This window comes from Neorhizobium sp. JUb45 (assembly GCF_004343585.1).
Classification (GTDB): Bacteria; Pseudomonadota; Alphaproteobacteria; order Rhizobiales; family Rhizobiaceae; genus Neorhizobium.
This window is the reverse complement of record NZ_SLYW01000004.1, coordinates 175,337-191,916: the sequence shown is the minus strand read 5'-3', so window position 1 is coordinate 191,916 and position 16,580 is coordinate 175,337. Positions and strand designations below refer to the sequence as shown.

The window sequence follows — 16,580 nt, the reverse complement described above, 5'->3', positions numbered from 1 at the left end:
TGTTTGATCCTTCGCTTACGCGCTCAAATTACTGGCTGAGGCCGCCGAACAGGGTCGGCATGTCGAGCGGGCGGAAACCGTAATGGTTCATCCAGCGCACGTCGGCGTTGAAGAAGTCGCGCAGGTCCGGCATGCCGTATTTCAGCATGGCGATACGATCGAGACCCATGCCCCAGGCAAAACCCTGATACTCGTCCGGATCGAGACCACCGGAGCGCAGCACGTTCGGATGAACCATGCCGCAGCCGAGGATTTCCATCCAGTCGGTGCCCTCGCCGAACTTCACGATCGGGCCGGAACGGTCGCACTGGATGTCCACTTCGAAGGACGGCTCGGTGAACGGGAAGAAAGACGGGCGGAAACGCATGACGACGCTGTCCACCTCGAAGAAGGTCTTGCAGAATTCTTCCAGAACCCAGCGCAGGTTGCCGACATGCGCCTTCTTGTCGATGACGAGGCCTTCGACCTGATGGAACATCGGCGAATGCGTGGCGTCGCTATCCTGGCGATAGGTCTTGCCGGGAATGACGATGCGGATCGGCGGCTCCTGCGCTTCCATGGTGCGCACCTGCACAGGCGACGTATGGGTGCGCAAAACCTTGCGCTCGCCCTTTTCGTCCGGCTGGAAGAAGAAGGTGTCGTGCATTTCACGGGCCGGATGACCCTCGGGGAAATTCAGGGCGGTGAAATTGTAATAGTCGGTTTCGACATCCGGCCCTTCGGCGATGGAGAAGCCCATGTCGGCGAAGATGGCGGTGATCTCGTCGGTGATCTGGCTGATCGGGTGGATACGGCCACGCTCTGCCGGGGAGGAGCGCACCGGCAGTGACACATCCAGCGTCTCCGCCTTCAGGCGTGCATCGATCGCTGCGTCCTTGAGCAGCGTCTTGCGCTCGGTGATCGCATCGGTGATCTCGGTCTTCAGCGCGTTGATGGCGGCGCCGCGATTCTGGCGCTCTTCCGGCGTCATCGAGCCGAGCGTCTTCAGCAGTTCGGAAACCGAACCCTTCTTGCCAAGCGCAGACACACGCACGGCTTCGATGGCCGCTTCATCGCCCGCACCGGCGATCTCCGCCAGAAGCGCGCTCTTCAATGTTTCGAGTTCGGTCATGATGTCCTGCTTTTCGGCCGTGTCAGCCTTGATGTATCGTTGCCAGATAAGATGTGGCCAAGATGAATTGTCGCAAATCTCTACCCATGTGAATCCGGCCAATCAACCGGGCAAGCCATAAAAAGCGCGCCAGGAAGCGCGTCATGGCGCGCAGTTCGGCAATTGCGGCCGGCGGCGCGGTGGCAGCCCAGGCCGAATAGGCACGATCCTGCACCTGCGAACGTTCGATCGCGCGGTCGCTGAGCTGCAGGAAAAACAACCAGAGATCACGCGCCTGCGCGGTGGCGAGCGGCATCACCACCTCCGGCTCTTCCTCGAAATCGATGTAACCGATGCGCCGGTCTTTCTCGAACATGTCGCGCGGAAACGGCCTGCCATGGCATAGCCCCAAGGCATGCAGCCGGCCAAGCTCGGCACAACAGAACACCAGAAGATCATCATGCGCCGCCGGATTGCCGGTTCGCAAATGCCACAGCCTGTCCTGCACCGTCGGCGCGACATCACTCATTACGATGGCACTGCCGGATGCATAGAGGATGGATGCAGTCGGAATATTGCTGTCGGCAAATCTGGTCATGCGACGCAAATCGCGCGCGACCATGCCTTCTCCGGTCTCAGCCGGTGACGGGCGCATGAAAGGGAGCCGAAACAACCGGGCAAGTGCTGTCTGCAAAGCAATAGCCGCGCGCCGCCCTTTATTGCCGTGGCGTTTGATCCATACCGTACCACAGGAAAGCGAAATGGATTGCACCCGCTCGCGATCCGATACAAGCGCCGCCAGCAGCGGCGCAATGTCTTCGACGGGCAGTTGCGGCTCGCTTCCCATATCAATGACGTCATCCGGCACTTGGGCGCTCCTCAACACCTGTGTCCAAATCCGGCCATGGCCCGGAAAAACAAAAACCCGCGCAGCAACGCCGCGCGGGTCTTTTTGGTTCAGAAAAAGTCCAGCGCTTACTTAACTGCGCTTTCAAATTCGTTCTTGGTGCCGGCGTCCTTGAGGTAGTCCAGAGCCTTCTTCGAGGCAGCAACCAGAGCACCGAATGCTTCCGGCTCATGGATAGCCATGTCGGACAGAACCTTGCGGTCAACTTCGATGCCAGCCTTGTTGAGGCCGTCGATGAAGCGGCCGTAGGTCAGGCCGGATTCGCGGACAGCAGCGTTGATACGCTGGATCCACAGAGCGCGGAAATTACGCTTCTTGACCTTACGGTCGCGGGTAGCGAACTGACGCGAACGATCAACAGCAGCCTTTGCGGCGCGGATCGTATTCTTGCGGCGGCCGTAGAAGCCCTTGGCTGCCTTGAGTGTCTTGGTGTGCTTGGCGCGGGAAGTTACGCCACGTTTTACGCGTGCCATGTCATGATCTCCTTAAAACTGTTCCAGGTGTCGATTAGTCTTAAAGACCGTTCGGCAGGTAGTTCTTGATAACCTTCTTGCCATCCGGCTCAGCGAGGATCATCGTGCCGCGAGCATCGCGGATGAACTTGTTGGAACGCTTGATCATGCCGTGGCGCTTGCCAGCAGCGGCGGCAACGACCTTACCGGTCGCCGTAACCTTGAACCGCTTCTTGGCAGCGGATTTCGTCTTCATCTTGGGCATTTTGCTACTCCAGTTTTGTATCAAACCAGCAGACGAGGCTGGTTCAAGCATTAACAACGGCCACGGCATGCCCTGCCGGACCGTTCGGACGCGCGCTTATAACCATAGTCCGATCAAAAGCGCAATGGGTGAAACTGCCGAAAAGCCCGCATTGGCGGGCTATGGCGCGCCGGATAGCGGCCAGTCTCGGCGAAAGTGGAGTGGAGGCGCCTTAACGGGGCGCCAGCACCATCATCATCTGGCGGCCTTCGAGCTTGGGCTCGGCTTCCACCTTGGCGATCTCCGCCGTTTCTTCCTTGACCTGAAGCAGCAGCTTCATGCCGAGTTCCTGGTGCGCCATTTCGCGACCACGGAAACGCAGCGTCACACGAACCTTGTCGCCGTCTTCGAAGAAACGCAGGATTGCCTTCATCTTCACCTCATAGTCATGGGTGTCGATGTTCGGGCGCATCTTGATTTCTTTGATCTCGACGATCTTCTGTTTCTTGCGCGCTTCCGCCGCCTTCTTCTGGTTGGCGTATTTCAGCTTGCCAAGATCAAGGATCTTGCAAACCGGCGGGTCGTTGTTGGGCGAGATCTCTACGAGGTCGAGCCCTGCTTCCTCGGCCATCTTGAGGGCCTGGTCAGTGGGGATGTCACCGAGATTCTGGCCTTCGGCATCGATAAGCTGGACCCTGGGAACACGGATTTCCCGGTTGGAGCGCGGGCCCTCCTTGACGGGGGCATCGGCTTTGAAAGGTCTGCGAATGGTCGTGTACTCCTGAATTTTTTCAAGTTTGCGGTGGCGAGCATTAGCGTCGCATTTGCAATTGCGGGCCAATGTCGTCATCGACGCGGCGAAGTCAATAGCATACTGCGCCGGAAAGATCACCTGCCGTTGGCACGTCATCTATATGTTTTATGGCGACGCGGCTATAAGCGCCGCACAATACAGATAGGAATAATACAAGGAGCAAGCAATGGTCGCCACGGCACAGGAACAGACAGGTCGCCTGACGGTCGGCGCAGACGACGGCGCCCGCGAGATCGCCTATGCGCACCGGCCAGCTGCGCGCGCGGATGCTCCGACCCTCGTGTGGCTTGGCGGCTATCGTTCCGACATGAGCGGTACCAAGGCCATGGAAATGGATGCGGTGGCCGCCGAACACGGTATCGCTGCACTGCGGCTGGATTATTCCGGCCATGGCCAATCCGGCGGCAACTTCAACGACGGCACGATTTCCCGCTGGCTGGAGGAATCGATTGCCGTGGTCGATCACATCACGCCAGAACACGTCATCCTCGTCGGCTCCTCGATGGGCGGCTGGATTGCATTGCGCATGGTGCAGGAACTGGCACGCCGCGGCAAAGGCCCCAAGGTCGACGGCCTGGTTCTGATAGCCCCTGCCCCGGACTTCACCCATGACCTGATCGAGCCGGCGCTGACGGACAAGGAACGCCAGTCGCTGTCCGAACGCGGCTATTTCGAGGAATTTTCCGAATACAGCCCCGAGCCGAACATCTTTACCCGTGCCCTCATGGAGGACGGTGCCAAAAACCGCGTTTTGACCGGCATCACAGAGACCGGCTGCCCGGTGCACATCCTGCAGGGCATGAAGGATGCCGACGTGCCCTATCAGCACGTCTTGAAACTCATCGAATTCCTGCCCGCCGACGACGTCGTCCTTACCCTTATCCGCGACGGCGACCATCGCCTGTCCCGCCCGCAGGACCTGCACAAGCTGCGCTCCACATTGGCGAATATGATAAATGAGGGCTGAAAAATAAGCTGATACTGAAATGCATCGATCTTAACCATAAACGCCGATAGTTACATGTTTACGGATTGGTAATAATTGACTCTGCGCCCGTCAGGCTCTTAACCTTTCGTTAAGAATTTGAAGGACGGGCATATGACGTTTGCAGTGAAGGTACGGTTTCTGGCCGTGATCCTCGGGGTCACGTTCGCATCGGCAACTTCCGCCATTCCGGCTCCGAAAACCCTGGCCAGCATGGTTACGGGTTCGGTCACGTCACAGCCTATCGGTCATTACGAATTCTGCCAGCGTCATGAAGACGAATGCACGGTCCGCACCCGCCCGGCGCCCGCACCCAAGGTGACCGACTACGGCTGGAACGCCATTCACGACGTCAATTCTTCCGTCAACGACCGCATCATGGCCCGCACCGACATGCAGGTTTATGGCCGTGAGGAATATTGGGAATATCCGGTCGATGCCGGCGACTGCGAAGACTATGCGCTGCAGAAGCGCAAGGAACTTTCCGAGCGCGGCTTCGCCCTTTCCGACCTGCTGATCACCGTGGTGCGCAAGCCCGATGGCGAAGGCCATGCGGTGCTGACGGTGCGTACATCCAAGGGTGACTTCATCCTCGACAACCTCAACTCGGACGTAAAGCTCTGGTCGGACACCGACTACACGTTCCTCAAGCGCCAGGCATCGTTCGATACCGGCCGCTGGGTGACAATCGAAGACGGCCGCGATGTGGTGGTTGGCGCACTGCGGTAAAATCTGCACCTCAGTTGAGACGAACAAGGCCCGCCCGGTTATCCGCGGCGGGCCTCTCGTTATGGACGACTGACAGGTGTGGCTTTACATTTTATATGATGCACCCTATCCCGGCCCTTCGCTTTGGCTCAGGGCGTTCGGCGCTGCAATCGATCCACTGGATCGATTGCTCGGGCTTCGCCCGACCGCGCCTCACCCACTCCCGATCAGAATGCCCGCCGCCAGAACCAGCGAGCCACCCAACACGACCTGAAACACGGCACGCAAAAACGGCGTTTCCATATAGCGGTTCTGGATGAAGGCGATCGCCCAGAGCTCCAGGAAAACAACGATGGCGGCGATCGCAGTTGCCGTCCAGAAGTCCGGGATGAGATATGGCAGCGTATGACCGAGGCCGCCGATCGCCGTCATGATGCCCGATGCAAGGCCACGCTTGAGCGGTGAACCGCGCCCGGAAATCTTTCCATCGTCATGCGCCGCTTCTGTAAAACCCATGGAAATGCCGGCACCGACCGAAGCCGACAGGCCGATCAGGAAGGTGGACCATGTATCGCCGGTGGCAAAGGCGGCGGCAAAGATCGGCGCCAGTGTCGAGACCGATCCATCCATAAGCCCGGCCAAACCCGGCTGCACATAGGTCAGCACGAATTGCCGGTGAGCATTTTCGTCCTCGGTCGACTTCACATCGTCCGGCGCATGCTTTTCCTCCAGCATGGCGGCGATATCGCCATGGCCCTGTTCGGCCAAAGCCAGATCGCCCAGCAATTGCCGTGTCGAGGCATCGGTGACGCGCTTGGTCGCCTCGGTGTAAAAACGAAAGGCTTGGGCCTCCATCGCTTCCGCCTGATCCCTGATCTTTTCCAGGGCCAAATTCTTGATCAGCCAGTCGGGCTGTCGCTCGTAAAACCCACTGACATGCTCGCGCCGGATCAACGGAATGCGCTCGCCAAACCGCTGACGGAACTGGGAAATCAACATGTTCCGATGCGCCTGCTCGACCTCGGCCATATCCTCGAACACTTTTGCCGAGGCGGGCGCATTGTCCCTCAGGCTATCGGCGTAACTCAGATAGATGCGTGCATCCTCCTCTTCCGAGGCGATGGCGAGCGCGAGGATTTCCTCTTCGCTCAGGGAGTTGAAGCTGCGCTTGCGTGAGAATGACAGTCGGCCGAACATCGAAAAACCTTTGTTTAGAATTATTCTAATTCTAAACCGACAAAACCAAAAAGCAACCATCTTCAGGTAACCAGTGACGGAAAAACCCAAACAGCGGCTTTGACGCAACTTTCGGAAACAAAACTTCAGGCTTTGCGAAAGTTCGCAAATGCCAAACTTGCATGGCGCGCAACAAACCATTATGGCGCGCATCAGCATTTGGAGGATATGCGAAACCATGACGAATTCGACCGACAACCCGCCCCTCAACCGCCGCTCGTTTTTCCGCAAGGCCGGTGCCGCCGGCACAGGTGCGGTGGCCGCAGCGACCTTGGCAGCGCCTGCGATTGCCCAGGAAAGCCCACAGGTAACCTGGCGCCTGACCTCGTCCTTCCCGAAAAGCCTCGACATCATTTACGGCGCCGCGACCGAGATCGCCGCCAGTGTGAATGAAGCGTCTGACGGCAAGTTCCGGATCGACGCCTATGCCGCCGGTGAAATCGTGCCTGCCCTGCAGGCTGCCGATGCGGTGGCCGCCGGCACGGTCGAGATGGCGCATACCTGCTCCTACTACTACGTCGGCAAGGACCCGACATTCGCGCTTGGCACGGCCATCCCCTTCGGCCTCAATGCGCGCCTGACAAATTCCTGGTTCGCAGTTGGCGGTGGTAACGATCTGCTCAACGAATTCCTCTCCGGCCACGGCCTTTATGCCCTGCCGGCCGGCAATACCGGTGCCCAGATGGGCGGCTGGTTTCGCAAGGAAATCAAGACGATCGACGACCTCAAGGGTCTGAAAATGCGCATTGCCGGCCTGACCGGTCAGGTGATGAGCAAGCTCGGCGTCACCCCGCAGCAGATCGCCGGCGGCGATGTCTATGCCGCACTCGAAAAGGGCACGATCGACGCCACCGAATTTGTCGGCCCCTATGACGACCAGAAGCTCGGTTTCGTGAAGGTCGCCAAATATTACTATTACCCGGCATGGTGGGAAGGCGGCCCGACGGTTCACGCCTTCTTCAACCTCAACAAGTTCAATGGCCTGCCGAAAGCCTACCAGCGCATGCTCAAGGATGCCTGCGCCAATGCCAACATGAACATGCTGGCGAAATACGATGCGCACAATGCCAAGGCATTGAAACAGCTTGTTGCCGAAGGTGCAGTGCTGAAACCGTTCAGCCAGGACATTCTCGACGCCAGCTACAAGGCGGCACAGGAAACCTACGCTGAAATCTCGGCAAAAAACCCTGCCTTCAAGAAAATCTTTGACAGCCAGCAGGCGTTCAAGCGCGACGGTTATCTCTGGGCGCAAATCGCCGAATACAGTTATGACACGTTCATGATGATCCAGCAGCGCAACGGCAAGCTCTGACGGATTTCCGCCCCAACAAGTCGAGGCCCGGATGCGCCAGCGTTCCGGGCCTTTTCTATTGCCGGTAACCGCCTTACGCTGCCGTCCAGCGACGCCAGCCGGGGGCCATCATGCGCAAGCCGAATTCTATGAAGGGGCTGGAAGAGCTTGGCCGGATGCGGCTGTCGAAGAGCTTTTTCCTGCGCGATTTCCTGCATTAAGAGATCGCCGATTTTTATCGCATTCCCAACATTCCTGAAGATCCCGACCTTGCCGTCGAGGCCGGAAAACATCTGTGCGATGAACTGCTGGAGCCGCTGCAGGCCACGTTCGGACGCCTGCATATCCGCTCCGGTTACCGCTCGCCTGAGGTCAACGAATTCGGCAACCGCAACAATCTCAACTGTTCCACCAATGCAGCCACCGCCGCCGACCATATCTGGGACCGGCGTGATGCAGACGGTTTTATTGGCGCGACGGCCTGTGTCGTCGTGCCGTGGCTGATCGACAATCATGACCGGGAAGGTGACTGGCAGAGGATGGCATGGTGGATCCATGACCACCTGCCCTATGCATCGCTGTGTTTCTTTCCAAAGCTATGGGCCTTCAACATCCAGTGGCACGAACGCCCAGTGCGTCGGATCATGAGTTATGTCGCCCCACGCGGCGTGCTGACCAAGGCCGGAATGGCCAACCATGAAGCTGACCATTCCGAGTGGTATGAGGGGTTTGCTGAACTACGGCGATAGCTATTTTTTCGGCGTCCAAGCCATGGCCTGTGCGGCATAACGTGCACCGGCAATCTTTTCCGGTGCCAGCATGTCGTCGAGTTTTTGCACCTCGTCAGCGCTGAGCACCACGTCGGCAGCCGCTGCATTCTGCTCCAGATTGGGGATTTTTCGCGCACCCGGAATCGGCACGATGAAATCGCCCTTGGCGAGAACCCAGGCGAGCGCAAGCTGGGCGGCGGTGATGCCCTTGGTCTCCGCCATCTGTTCAACCAACCGCACCAGCGCCAGATTGGCTTCCAGATTTTCCGCTTCGAACCTTGGCAGGCCACGGCGCATGTCACCGTCCGACATCTCTGCCGTGCTCTTGATCTTGCCAGTCAGGAACCCGCGGCCGAGCGGGCTGAAGGGCACGAAACCGATGCCGAGTTCGCGGCAGGTATCGAGGATGTCGCCTTCCGGATCGCGCGTCCAGAGCGAATATTCGGATTGCAGCGCCGAGATCGGATGCACTGCGTGGGCACGACGCATGATATCGCTGCTTGCTTCGGAGAGGCCGAGTGCCCGCACCTTGCCTTCCTTCACCAGATCCGCCATGGCACCGACCGTATCCTCGATCGGCACATTCGGATCGACGCGGTGCTGGTAGAACAGGTCGATCACCTCGATGCCGAGCCGCTTCAGCGAAGCTTCGGCAACCTCGCGGACATGTTCGGGGCGGCTGTCGAGGCCGGACATGGCGCTGGCATCGCGCTTGTCCTGATCGATTGTGAAACCGAACTTTGTCGCGATCACCACCTTGTCTCGATGCGGTTTCAGCGCCTTGCCGACCAGTTCCTCGTTGACGAAGGGACCATAGACTTCCGCCGTATCGAAAAAATTCACGCCGAGCTCGACGGCGCGGTGCAGGGTTTTGATCGAGGTCGCCTCGTCCTGACCGCCATAGGCGTGGCTCATGCCCATGCAGCCAAGGCCGATGGCCGATACGGTGAGATCTTTGCCGAGTTTGCGCGTGTGCATGAAAATTCTCCGGAATTGCAAGGACGGACCTTCGTAGCCCGTCCGGTTGTCATCGATCGTGATCAGGCGCTGGCGTCGTTCAGCTGTTGCATCTGCTGGCCCGACAGTTTCAGATTGCCGGCGGCGATCATGGTTTCCAGCTGGCGGGCGCTGGTGGCGCTGGCGATCGGTGCGGTGACGCCGGGGCGCTGGGCGATCCAGGCAAGCGCTACGGACGCCGGCTGCGAATGGGTTTCGGCCGCCACTTCATCGAGCGCGGACAAGATGCGGGTGCCGCGCTCGTCGAAATATCGTGCAACCATTCCGCCGCGGTTCGGGTTGGTCTCTGCCTCGGCCTTGCTTTTGTATTTGCCGGTCAGAAAGCCGGAAGCGAGGCTGAAATAGGTGATGACACCGATATCCTTCGCCTTGCAGAGATCGGCAAGGGCACCATCGAAACCGGCGCGGTCATAGAGATTATATTCCGGCTCCAGCACATCATAACGTGGCAGGCCGGCTTTTTCGGCCGCATCGAATGATGCCTGCAACTGGGCAGCGTCAAAATTCGAGCAGCCGATGGCGCGGATTTTCCCCTGTTCCTTCAGCGTAGCGAAGGCGGACAGCGTTTCCTCATGTGGCGTTTTCGGGTCCGGCCAATGGGAAAGGTAGAGATCGATATAATCGGCCTGCAGACGGCGCAAAGAGTCTTCCACCTTTTCGATCACCCGCGCCCGGCCAAGGCCGCCTTCCATGGCGGAACCCTGCGGCGTGGAGCCGACCTTGGTGATGACGATCGCCTTGTCACGCGAACGACCGGACTGCTTCAGCCACTTGCCGATGATGGTCTCGGATTCACCGCCTTCATTGCCCGGCACCCAGCCGGAGTAGCAATCGGCGGTATCGACAGTGTTGAACCCCGCATCGAAAAACTTGTCGAGCAACTCGAACGAGGTTTTCTCGTCAGCCGTCCAGCCAAACACGTTGCCGCCGAAAACGACGGGCGAGATGGAAAGTCCGGTGCGGCCGAGCGAGCGGTTGTCCATGATGGTCTCCAATATCGGTAACGTGAAAAAATCGGCGAGCGCCGAGAGCTATTCATGTAGGAGGCAAGGCGCGGGCGTCAAACCGCGCCATCCTTCACGAAAACGTGCCGCACCAAACCGTCAGCCGGCTTCGTTGAGCAGTTTCATCTGTGCATCGGTCAGTTCAAGCCTACCAGCGGCGATAATGGCATCGAGCTGGTTCAGGCTGGTGGCACTGGCAATCGGCGCGGTGATACCCGGCCGGCTACCGGCCCAGGCGATGGCGATCGCGGCGAGGCTGGCACCGGTCTCCGCCGACACCTGGTCGAGTGCGGCCAGAATTTTCAGACCCTTGTCGTTGATGTAATCAGGAATGCGATAGCCACGCGCCTTGCCTTGCGCGTCTTCCGGCTTGCGGTATTTGCCCGTCAGGAAGCCGGCGGCGAGCGCATAATAGCTGATCACGCCGATGTCTTCGGCAATGCAGAGATCGGCCAACGCGCCCTCGAATTTTTCGCGGGTATAGAGATTGTATTCCGGCTGCAGCACATCGTAACGCGGCAGGCCATTCTTTTCCGCTGCCTCGAGCGAGGCCTTCAACTGTTCGGCGCTGAAATTGGAGCAGCCGATGGAACGGACTTTGCCGGCATCCTTCAATTTCTGGAAGGCGCTCAACGTTTCTTCATGCGGCGTGCTGTCGTCGGGGAAATGCGACAGGTAGAGATCGATATAATCCGTCTGCAGGCGAGCCAACGACTTGTCGACAGCCTCGGCAATCCAGCTCGCCTTCAGCTTGCGGTCATCCATGGATGGGTGGCCGACCTTGGTGACGATGATCGCCTTGTCGCGTGCGACCGTGCCGCGCTTCAGCCATTTGCCGATGACCGTTTCGCTTTCGCCGCCGGAATGGCCATCCACCCATTTCGAATAGACATCCGCCGTATCGATCGTGTTGAAGCCGGCTTCAAAAAAGCGGTCGAGCAGATCGAAGGAGGTCTTTTCGTCGGCCGTCCAGCCAAAGACGTTACCGCCGAACACAACGGGTGAAACGGAAAGGCCCGTGCGGCCGAGTTTACGCAACTCCATGACATTCTCCAGATTTTCGGGTGGTGGGATTTACGGTGGGAACGGCAGGTTACTCCAACATCAATGGGATGCCATCAAATAGTTTGAGTGGGGCAGGCTTTTTCGGAAATGCGGCAAAGCGACATTGAAGCGCGGGAATTGTCACCCTAATCTGCGCTCCGCATCTGAAGAGGAGAGAGCAATGCTGCGTTTCGGAATTCTGTCCACCGCCAAGATAGGCCAGACTGCGGTCGTGCCTGCCATTCAGGACGCGGAAAACTGCGTGGTCACTGCGATCGCCAGCCGTGACCGTGCACGAGCGCGTACGATGGCCGACAGGTTTTCCGTGCCGCATGCATTCGGCTCCTATGAGGAGATGCTGGCATCCGATGTCATTGATGCCGTCTATATTCCGCTGCCGACCAGCCAGCATGTGGAATGGACGATCAAAGCGGCCGAAGCAGGGAAACATGTTCTCTGCGAAAAGCCGATCGCATTGAAGGCAGACGAGATTAAACGGCTGATTGCGGCGCGCGATGCCAACAAGGTGCTGATCTGCGAGGCCTTCATGATCGCCTATGCGCCGGTCTGGCATAAGGTGCGGGCGCTTCTGTCGGAAGGTGCGATCGGCACGTTGAAACACGTGCAGGGAGCCTTCACCTATTTCAACCGCGACCCGGGCAATATGCGCAATATCCCTGAACTCGGCGGCGGCGGTCTGCCGGATATCGGCGTTTACCCGGCGATGGCGACCCGCATGGCGACGGGCAAGGAACCGCTCAAGGTTCAGGCGACCACCGAACGCGACCCGGAATTCGGCACCGACATCTATTCCAGCGTGAAGGCCGATTTCGGCTCGTTCGACATGTCCTTTTATGTCGCCACCCAGATGGCCAACCGGCAGGTGATGGTGTTTCACGGCACGGAAGGTTTCATCGAGGTGAAATCACCGTTCAATGCCGACCGATGGGGCGCGGAAGAAATCGAACTCACCAACCAGAAACACGATGTCTCGCAGATCTTCCGTTTTCAGGACAGCCGCCAATATAAACGGCAGGCCGAAGCCTTTGCCAGTGCTGCATCAGGGCAAAAGACCGAAGTGGTGACGCTGGAAAACTCGCTGCGGAACCAACGTTTCATCGACGCGATCTACCGGGCCAGCGACAAGGATGGCTGGGAGACGGTCTGACCAGAGCTCAATGACGGCGGCGAAAGACGAAGCGGGCGTAACCGAAATAGCTGTAAAGCGTGGCCGAAGCGGATGCGAGGATCAGCGCAAAAATTGGCCGAAGCATCTCGAAGCTGATCAGCAGACCGGAATAGATCGCGTAATTGAGCAGCGACGAGGTGATGCCGACCGAACCATAAAGCACGCCTTCGCGCACCACGTGGTGACCGGATTTGCCGAAGGTGAAATTGCGGTTGCAGAACCAGGTACAGGCAAGCGCCAGCACGATCGCAATGGCGCGCGCCGTGAACGGGCCGAAAAGGCCCGTCGCGAGAAGCCCAAGTGTCACGCCGGCATCGACCACGAAGCCGATGCCGCCGACCGCCATGAAACGCAGAAAACGCTTCATGCCGCAGAGGCACCCGGGCGACCACGCCGCTTGGGTTCGGCCTTCACAACCTCTTCCGGTACTTTCACGAAGGACGGCGCATCGCGATAGAAACGTGGAGGACGCGCATTTAGGCCCATGTAATGGATGCGCAACTGCTCGGCCCGGCCACGCGAGACGGAATCGAGGATCAGGCCGGCGGTAAAGATCAGCAGCGATACCATGAGAAGCGACATGGAGAGCATCCATGTGGGCATGCGGCTGACGAGACCAGTCTCGAAATATTCTGCAAGCACAGGCGCCATGAAGGCGAGGCTGACCGCAAAAATCGCGGCACTGATGGCGCCGAAAAAGGCGAAGGGGCGGGTTTCCTTCATCAGCATGGCAAACATCCAGAGGATTTTTGCGCCGTCACGATAGGTCGAAAGTTTGGAATGCGAGCCTTCCGGGCGGCGGCCGTAATCCAATTCCAGTTCGGTGACCGGCAGTTTCAGGCGCGAGGCATGCACGGACATTTCCGTCTCGATCTCGAAACCACCTGAAACGGCCGGAAAGCTTTTGACGAAACGGCGCGAAAACACCCGGTAACCGGAAAAGATATCGGTGAAATCGCGACCGAACATCGAGCGATAGAGGATATTGAAGAGACGGTTGCCGGCGGCATGCCCCTGACGGCCGGCATCGTCATGCACGCCACGGCGTGTGCCGACCACCATGTCGGCGCGTTCGCTCAGCATCGTGCGGATGAGCTCTTCGGAATCCGCCGGCGCATAGGTGCCGTCGCCATCGGCCATGATGTAGATATCGGCTTCGATATCGGCGAACATGCGGCGCACGACATAACCCTTGCCCTGGCGGCGTTCACGCATGACATGGGCGCCGGCGAGCATGGCCTGCAATGCCGTACCATCGGTGGAATTGTTGTCGTAGACGTAGATTCTCGCGTTCGGCAGGGTTTCGCGAAACCCGCGCACGACTGACGCGATGGTGGTTGCTTCATTGTAGCACGGCAGGAGGACAGCGATCTCGAGGTCACTGCTGATGGTTTCGTCCATGATTTCCACTCGATACACCGGTAAATCATCGGAAAGACGCTCCGACTGCGGAGATTTTACTATTTCTTGAGAAGGTTAAATCTAGGTTTCGTCCAGTTAAAAACATGCGGGACGACGATGACGACTTTAATGGCGAGCAAAAACGGCGGCGACCTGATGGGACAGCCGGCGCGAACGACCGTGTTGCGACCGCTCGTATTTTATTGCCTTGCCGTGGTCATCGCCATTCTGGTGACGAAGCTGCCGAATGCCACGGATTATGTCGGCCAGGACAATGACGACATCATGCGGCTGGTGGAAATCCGCGACTGGTTTTCCGGTCAGGGCTGGTTCGATACGCACCAGTATCGGCTGGGTCTCGATGGCGGAACATTGATGCACTGGTCGCGCTTCATCGACCTGCCGATCGGCGCGATGATCCGCTTCTTTTCACTGTTCGTTGCAGACCCGCAGGCCGAGGCCATTGCCCTTGCCATCTGGCCGGTGTCGACGGCCGTTTTGCTTCTCGTCGCAGTCGGCATCGCCGCCCGCCGCGTCGGCACCGGTGCGACCGTCCATATCGCGCTCGGGCTTGCCTCGATTTACGTCTACACATCGATCCGTTTTCATCCCGGCTCGATCGACCACCACAATGTTCAATTGGTTCTGATCATGACGATCGCCGCGATGCTGGTCGATCCTCTCCATCAGACGCGAAGCTATGCGATCGCGGGTGTTGCCGCGGCGCTCGCCATTGCGATCGGTGCCGAAACCGTTCCGATGGTTGCGATTGCCTGCCTTTGCGTGACCCTGCAATGGGTCTGGCACGGCAACAGTTTTCGCCACGCGGCCCGCGCGTTCGGTCTTTCACTGGCCCTGTCGATCACAGCTGCGTTTCTCGCCACTGTGCCACCGCAGCTTTATTCGACGGTGACCTGCGACAACCTTTCCCTCGGTTTCCAGGCGCCGACTGCGCTCGGCGGTGCCGGGCTCTTCCTTTGCAGCCTGCTGCCGGCCCGCAGCGGTGTGGGATTACGGTTCGGCGCAATGCTGGTGCTCGGTATCGTGGTTCTTCTTGCAACAAAGCTGATCGCACCGGAATGCCTCGGCAGCCCGCTCGCCAATCTTGACCCGATGCTCGTCAAGCTTTGGCTGAACAGCGTTACCGAAGCACAGTCCATTTTCGGCGAGATGCGCAAGGAACCCTACATGGTCGGCTATTTTTATGCCGTCGGCCTGTTCGCCCTCGCTGTCTGCGGTTTCGAGATCATCCGTGGTGAACGAACCGAGTTTCACCTGATCATGCTGGCGCTGATCGCCACCGCCTGGGGCGTGGCGCTGATCCAGCTGCGTTCCTCCTTCTTCGCCAATGCATTGAGCATCCTGCCGCTGGCAGTGGTGATTACCGGGCTGAGGCAGCACGCGGCCAAGGAACCGGAAAACATGAATACCGGCCTTGCCTATATTCTCGGGGTGCTGGCATCCGTGCCGGTCATCTGGGGATTTTTCGGCATCGTGGCGCAGGAGGGCGTGCGCAATTCGTTCGATCTCACCGCCGTTTCGAAATCCGGAACACCGAGCGCGGAGCTTGGCGAATGCGGTAGCCCAGCCGAATGGCAGGCACTGGCAGCTCTGCCTCCGGGTCTTGTCGTCTCGCCTTCCAACAGCGGTGCGGAAATCCTGCGCTTTACCCATCACCGGGCGATCGCCGCTCCCTATCACCGCAATCAGGGCGGCATGCTGACAGAACTGCATATCGGCTTGGCCACGCCTTCCGAAGCCGAAGCATTTTTCCGCGGTGCCGGTGCATCCTATCTGGCCTTCTGCAAGAACGACCCGCAGACAGAAAACCTCATCGCCATGAAACCGGACGGCCTTTATGCGGCGCTGGCGGGTGGCAATGTGCCGGCCTATCTCGAACCGCTGCCATCTCCTGATCCGAACGGCTTCAAGTTCTTCCGCTTCAACGGTCAATGATCAACAAACAAAAAGACCCGAAAACCGCGGACGGTTTTCGGGTCTTTTTTTGTTTGGACGACAATCAAGCCCGTCCCCTCGATAGCGGAGGGTTGCGGCGATCAGGCTTCCGCGGTGCGGCGGGAAAACACCAGCATGCCGGCAACAAGGCCAAAAATGCCGATATTGTAGCCGCCGAGAACCACGGCGAGATCAATGAAGGACACAGGCCCGGTCAACGCGGCAGCGCCAAATGCGCCAATGATGAGCACAGCAACGAGCGCTATGGAGAAGGCCGATCGCAGCATCGCGGCAGTGAGGCCCAGAGTGACAGCGGTAAGAAACAGCACTGATAATCTCCTGTTACTTTCTTTTTATGCCTGCAAGCCTAGGGCGAACTTGCTAAGAAAGATTACCGAGACACCATCCGATTTCTCGTCGATTGAAACTAGGTTTAACCGTTGCTGAACGGCATGTTTCAATTTCGAAGCAA

At 58.7% G+C, this 16,580-nt stretch carries 17 protein-coding genes and 1 pseudogene; 6 read left to right on the top strand and 12 right to left on the bottom strand.

Annotated features, from left to right (window positions below; translation table 11 throughout):
• Positions 1 to 28: 28 nt before the first annotated feature.
• The 5 genes from pheS to infC form a co-directional block, all read right to left on the bottom strand.
• Complete coding sequence (gene pheS / locus EDF70_RS17730; RefSeq protein ID WP_132276272.1) at positions 29 to 1,111, bottom strand: phenylalanine--tRNA ligase subunit alpha; 1,083 nt, start codon at positions 1,109 to 1,111, stop codon at positions 29 to 31.
• A gap of 22 nt (positions 1,112 to 1,133) precedes the next feature.
• The gene (locus tag EDF70_RS17725; RefSeq protein WP_245519224.1) at positions 1,134 to 1,958 is read right to left on the bottom strand and encodes a serine/threonine protein phosphatase; all 825 of its coding nucleotides are present in this window, start codon (positions 1,956 to 1,958) and stop codon (positions 1,134 to 1,136) included.
• Positions 1,959 to 2,065: 107 nt separating this feature from the next.
• The gene (gene rplT, locus EDF70_RS17720) at positions 2,066 to 2,470 is read right to left on the bottom strand and encodes a 50S ribosomal protein L20 (RefSeq protein ID WP_132276270.1); all 405 of its coding nucleotides are present in this window, start codon (positions 2,468 to 2,470) and stop codon (positions 2,066 to 2,068) included.
• Positions 2,471 to 2,510: 40 nt separating this feature from the next.
• Positions 2,511 to 2,714 (bottom strand): 50S ribosomal protein L35, encoded by a 204-nt coding sequence (gene rpmI, locus EDF70_RS17715; RefSeq protein WP_046793986.1) that lies wholly within the window; start codon positions 2,712 to 2,714, stop codon positions 2,511 to 2,513.
• Between the two features lie 211 nt (positions 2,715 to 2,925).
• A complete protein-coding gene (infC, locus tag EDF70_RS17710) occupies positions 2,926 to 3,462 on the bottom strand; it encodes a translation initiation factor IF-3 (RefSeq protein ID WP_245519237.1) in 537 nt (178 codons plus the stop codon).
• Between the two features lie 211 nt (positions 3,463 to 3,673).
• Here infC and EDF70_RS17705 point away from each other — a divergent pair, with 211 nt between their 5' ends.
• Together EDF70_RS17705 and EDF70_RS17700 are read left to right on the top strand one after the other, a co-directional pair.
• Positions 3,674 to 4,474 carry an alpha/beta hydrolase gene (locus EDF70_RS17705; RefSeq protein WP_132276268.1) on the top strand — a complete coding sequence of 267 codons (801 nt, stop codon included), beginning with the start codon at positions 3,674 to 3,676 and terminating at the stop codon, positions 4,472 to 4,474.
• Positions 4,475 to 4,618: 144 nt separating this feature from the next.
• Positions 4,619 to 5,221 carry a transglutaminase-like cysteine peptidase gene (locus EDF70_RS17700; RefSeq protein WP_245519236.1) on the top strand — a complete coding sequence of 201 codons (603 nt, stop codon included), beginning with the start codon at positions 4,619 to 4,621 and terminating at the stop codon, positions 5,219 to 5,221.
• A 192-nt stretch (positions 5,222 to 5,413) separates the two neighbouring features.
• Here the strand turns inward: EDF70_RS17700 and mbfA are convergent, their stop codons facing one another.
• Positions 5,414 to 6,397 carry an iron exporter MbfA gene (gene mbfA / locus EDF70_RS17695; RefSeq protein WP_132276266.1) on the bottom strand — a complete coding sequence of 328 codons (984 nt, stop codon included), beginning with the start codon at positions 6,395 to 6,397 and terminating at the stop codon, positions 5,414 to 5,416.
• A 217-nt stretch (positions 6,398 to 6,614) separates the two neighbouring features.
• Between mbfA and EDF70_RS17690 the strand changes: the two genes are divergently transcribed.
• On the top strand, positions 6,615 to 7,748 hold the full coding sequence (locus tag EDF70_RS17690) for a TRAP transporter substrate-binding protein (protein ID WP_132276264.1): 1,134 nt from the start codon (positions 6,615 to 6,617) through the stop codon (positions 7,746 to 7,748).
• A gap of 110 nt (positions 7,749 to 7,858) precedes the next feature.
• Positions 7,859 to 8,476 (top strand): annotated as a pseudogene (locus EDF70_RS30345) (hypothetical protein).
• Here EDF70_RS30345 and EDF70_RS17680 read toward each other — a convergent pair.
• The 3 genes from EDF70_RS17680 to EDF70_RS17670 form a co-directional block, all read right to left on the bottom strand.
• Positions 8,477 to 9,475, bottom strand: a complete 999-nt coding sequence (locus tag EDF70_RS17680) for an aldo/keto reductase (RefSeq protein ID WP_132276262.1) — start codon at positions 9,473 to 9,475, stop codon at positions 8,477 to 8,479.
• A 62-nt stretch (positions 9,476 to 9,537) separates the two neighbouring features.
• Positions 9,538 to 10,497 carry an aldo/keto reductase gene (locus EDF70_RS17675; RefSeq protein WP_132276260.1) on the bottom strand — a complete coding sequence of 320 codons (960 nt, stop codon included), beginning with the start codon at positions 10,495 to 10,497 and terminating at the stop codon, positions 9,538 to 9,540.
• 120 nt (positions 10,498 to 10,617) lie between these two features.
• Positions 10,618 to 11,562 (bottom strand): aldo/keto reductase, encoded by a 945-nt coding sequence (locus tag EDF70_RS17670; protein WP_132276258.1) that lies wholly within the window; start codon positions 11,560 to 11,562, stop codon positions 10,618 to 10,620.
• A 181-nt stretch (positions 11,563 to 11,743) separates the two neighbouring features.
• Between EDF70_RS17670 and EDF70_RS17665 the strand changes: the two genes are divergently transcribed.
• The gene (locus EDF70_RS17665; protein ID WP_132276256.1) at positions 11,744 to 12,730 is read left to right on the top strand and encodes a Gfo/Idh/MocA family oxidoreductase; all 987 of its coding nucleotides are present in this window, start codon (positions 11,744 to 11,746) and stop codon (positions 12,728 to 12,730) included.
• A 7-nt stretch (positions 12,731 to 12,737) separates the two neighbouring features.
• Here the strand turns inward: EDF70_RS17665 and EDF70_RS17660 are convergent, their stop codons facing one another.
• Complete coding sequence (locus EDF70_RS17660; protein ID WP_132276254.1) at positions 12,738 to 13,118, bottom strand: GtrA family protein; 381 nt, start codon at positions 13,116 to 13,118, stop codon at positions 12,738 to 12,740.
• Complete coding sequence (locus EDF70_RS17655) at positions 13,115 to 14,152, bottom strand: glycosyltransferase (RefSeq protein ID WP_132276252.1); 1,038 nt, start codon at positions 14,150 to 14,152, stop codon at positions 13,115 to 13,117. Before EDF70_RS17655 ends, EDF70_RS17660 begins: the two co-directional genes overlap by 4 nt.
• A 129-nt stretch (positions 14,153 to 14,281) precedes the next feature.
• Between EDF70_RS17655 and EDF70_RS17650 the strand changes: the two genes are divergently transcribed.
• Positions 14,282 to 16,108: a hypothetical protein gene (locus EDF70_RS17650; RefSeq protein ID WP_245519223.1), complete on the top strand. Its 1,827-nt coding sequence runs from the start codon at positions 14,282 to 14,284 to the stop codon at positions 16,106 to 16,108.
• A 101-nt stretch (positions 16,109 to 16,209) separates the two neighbouring features.
• On the opposite strand, the gene EDF70_RS17645 is transcribed toward EDF70_RS17650, so the two are convergent.
• Complete coding sequence (locus tag EDF70_RS17645; RefSeq protein ID WP_132276250.1) at positions 16,210 to 16,437, bottom strand: hypothetical protein; 228 nt, start codon at positions 16,435 to 16,437, stop codon at positions 16,210 to 16,212.
• Positions 16,438 to 16,580: the final 143 nt, after the last annotated feature.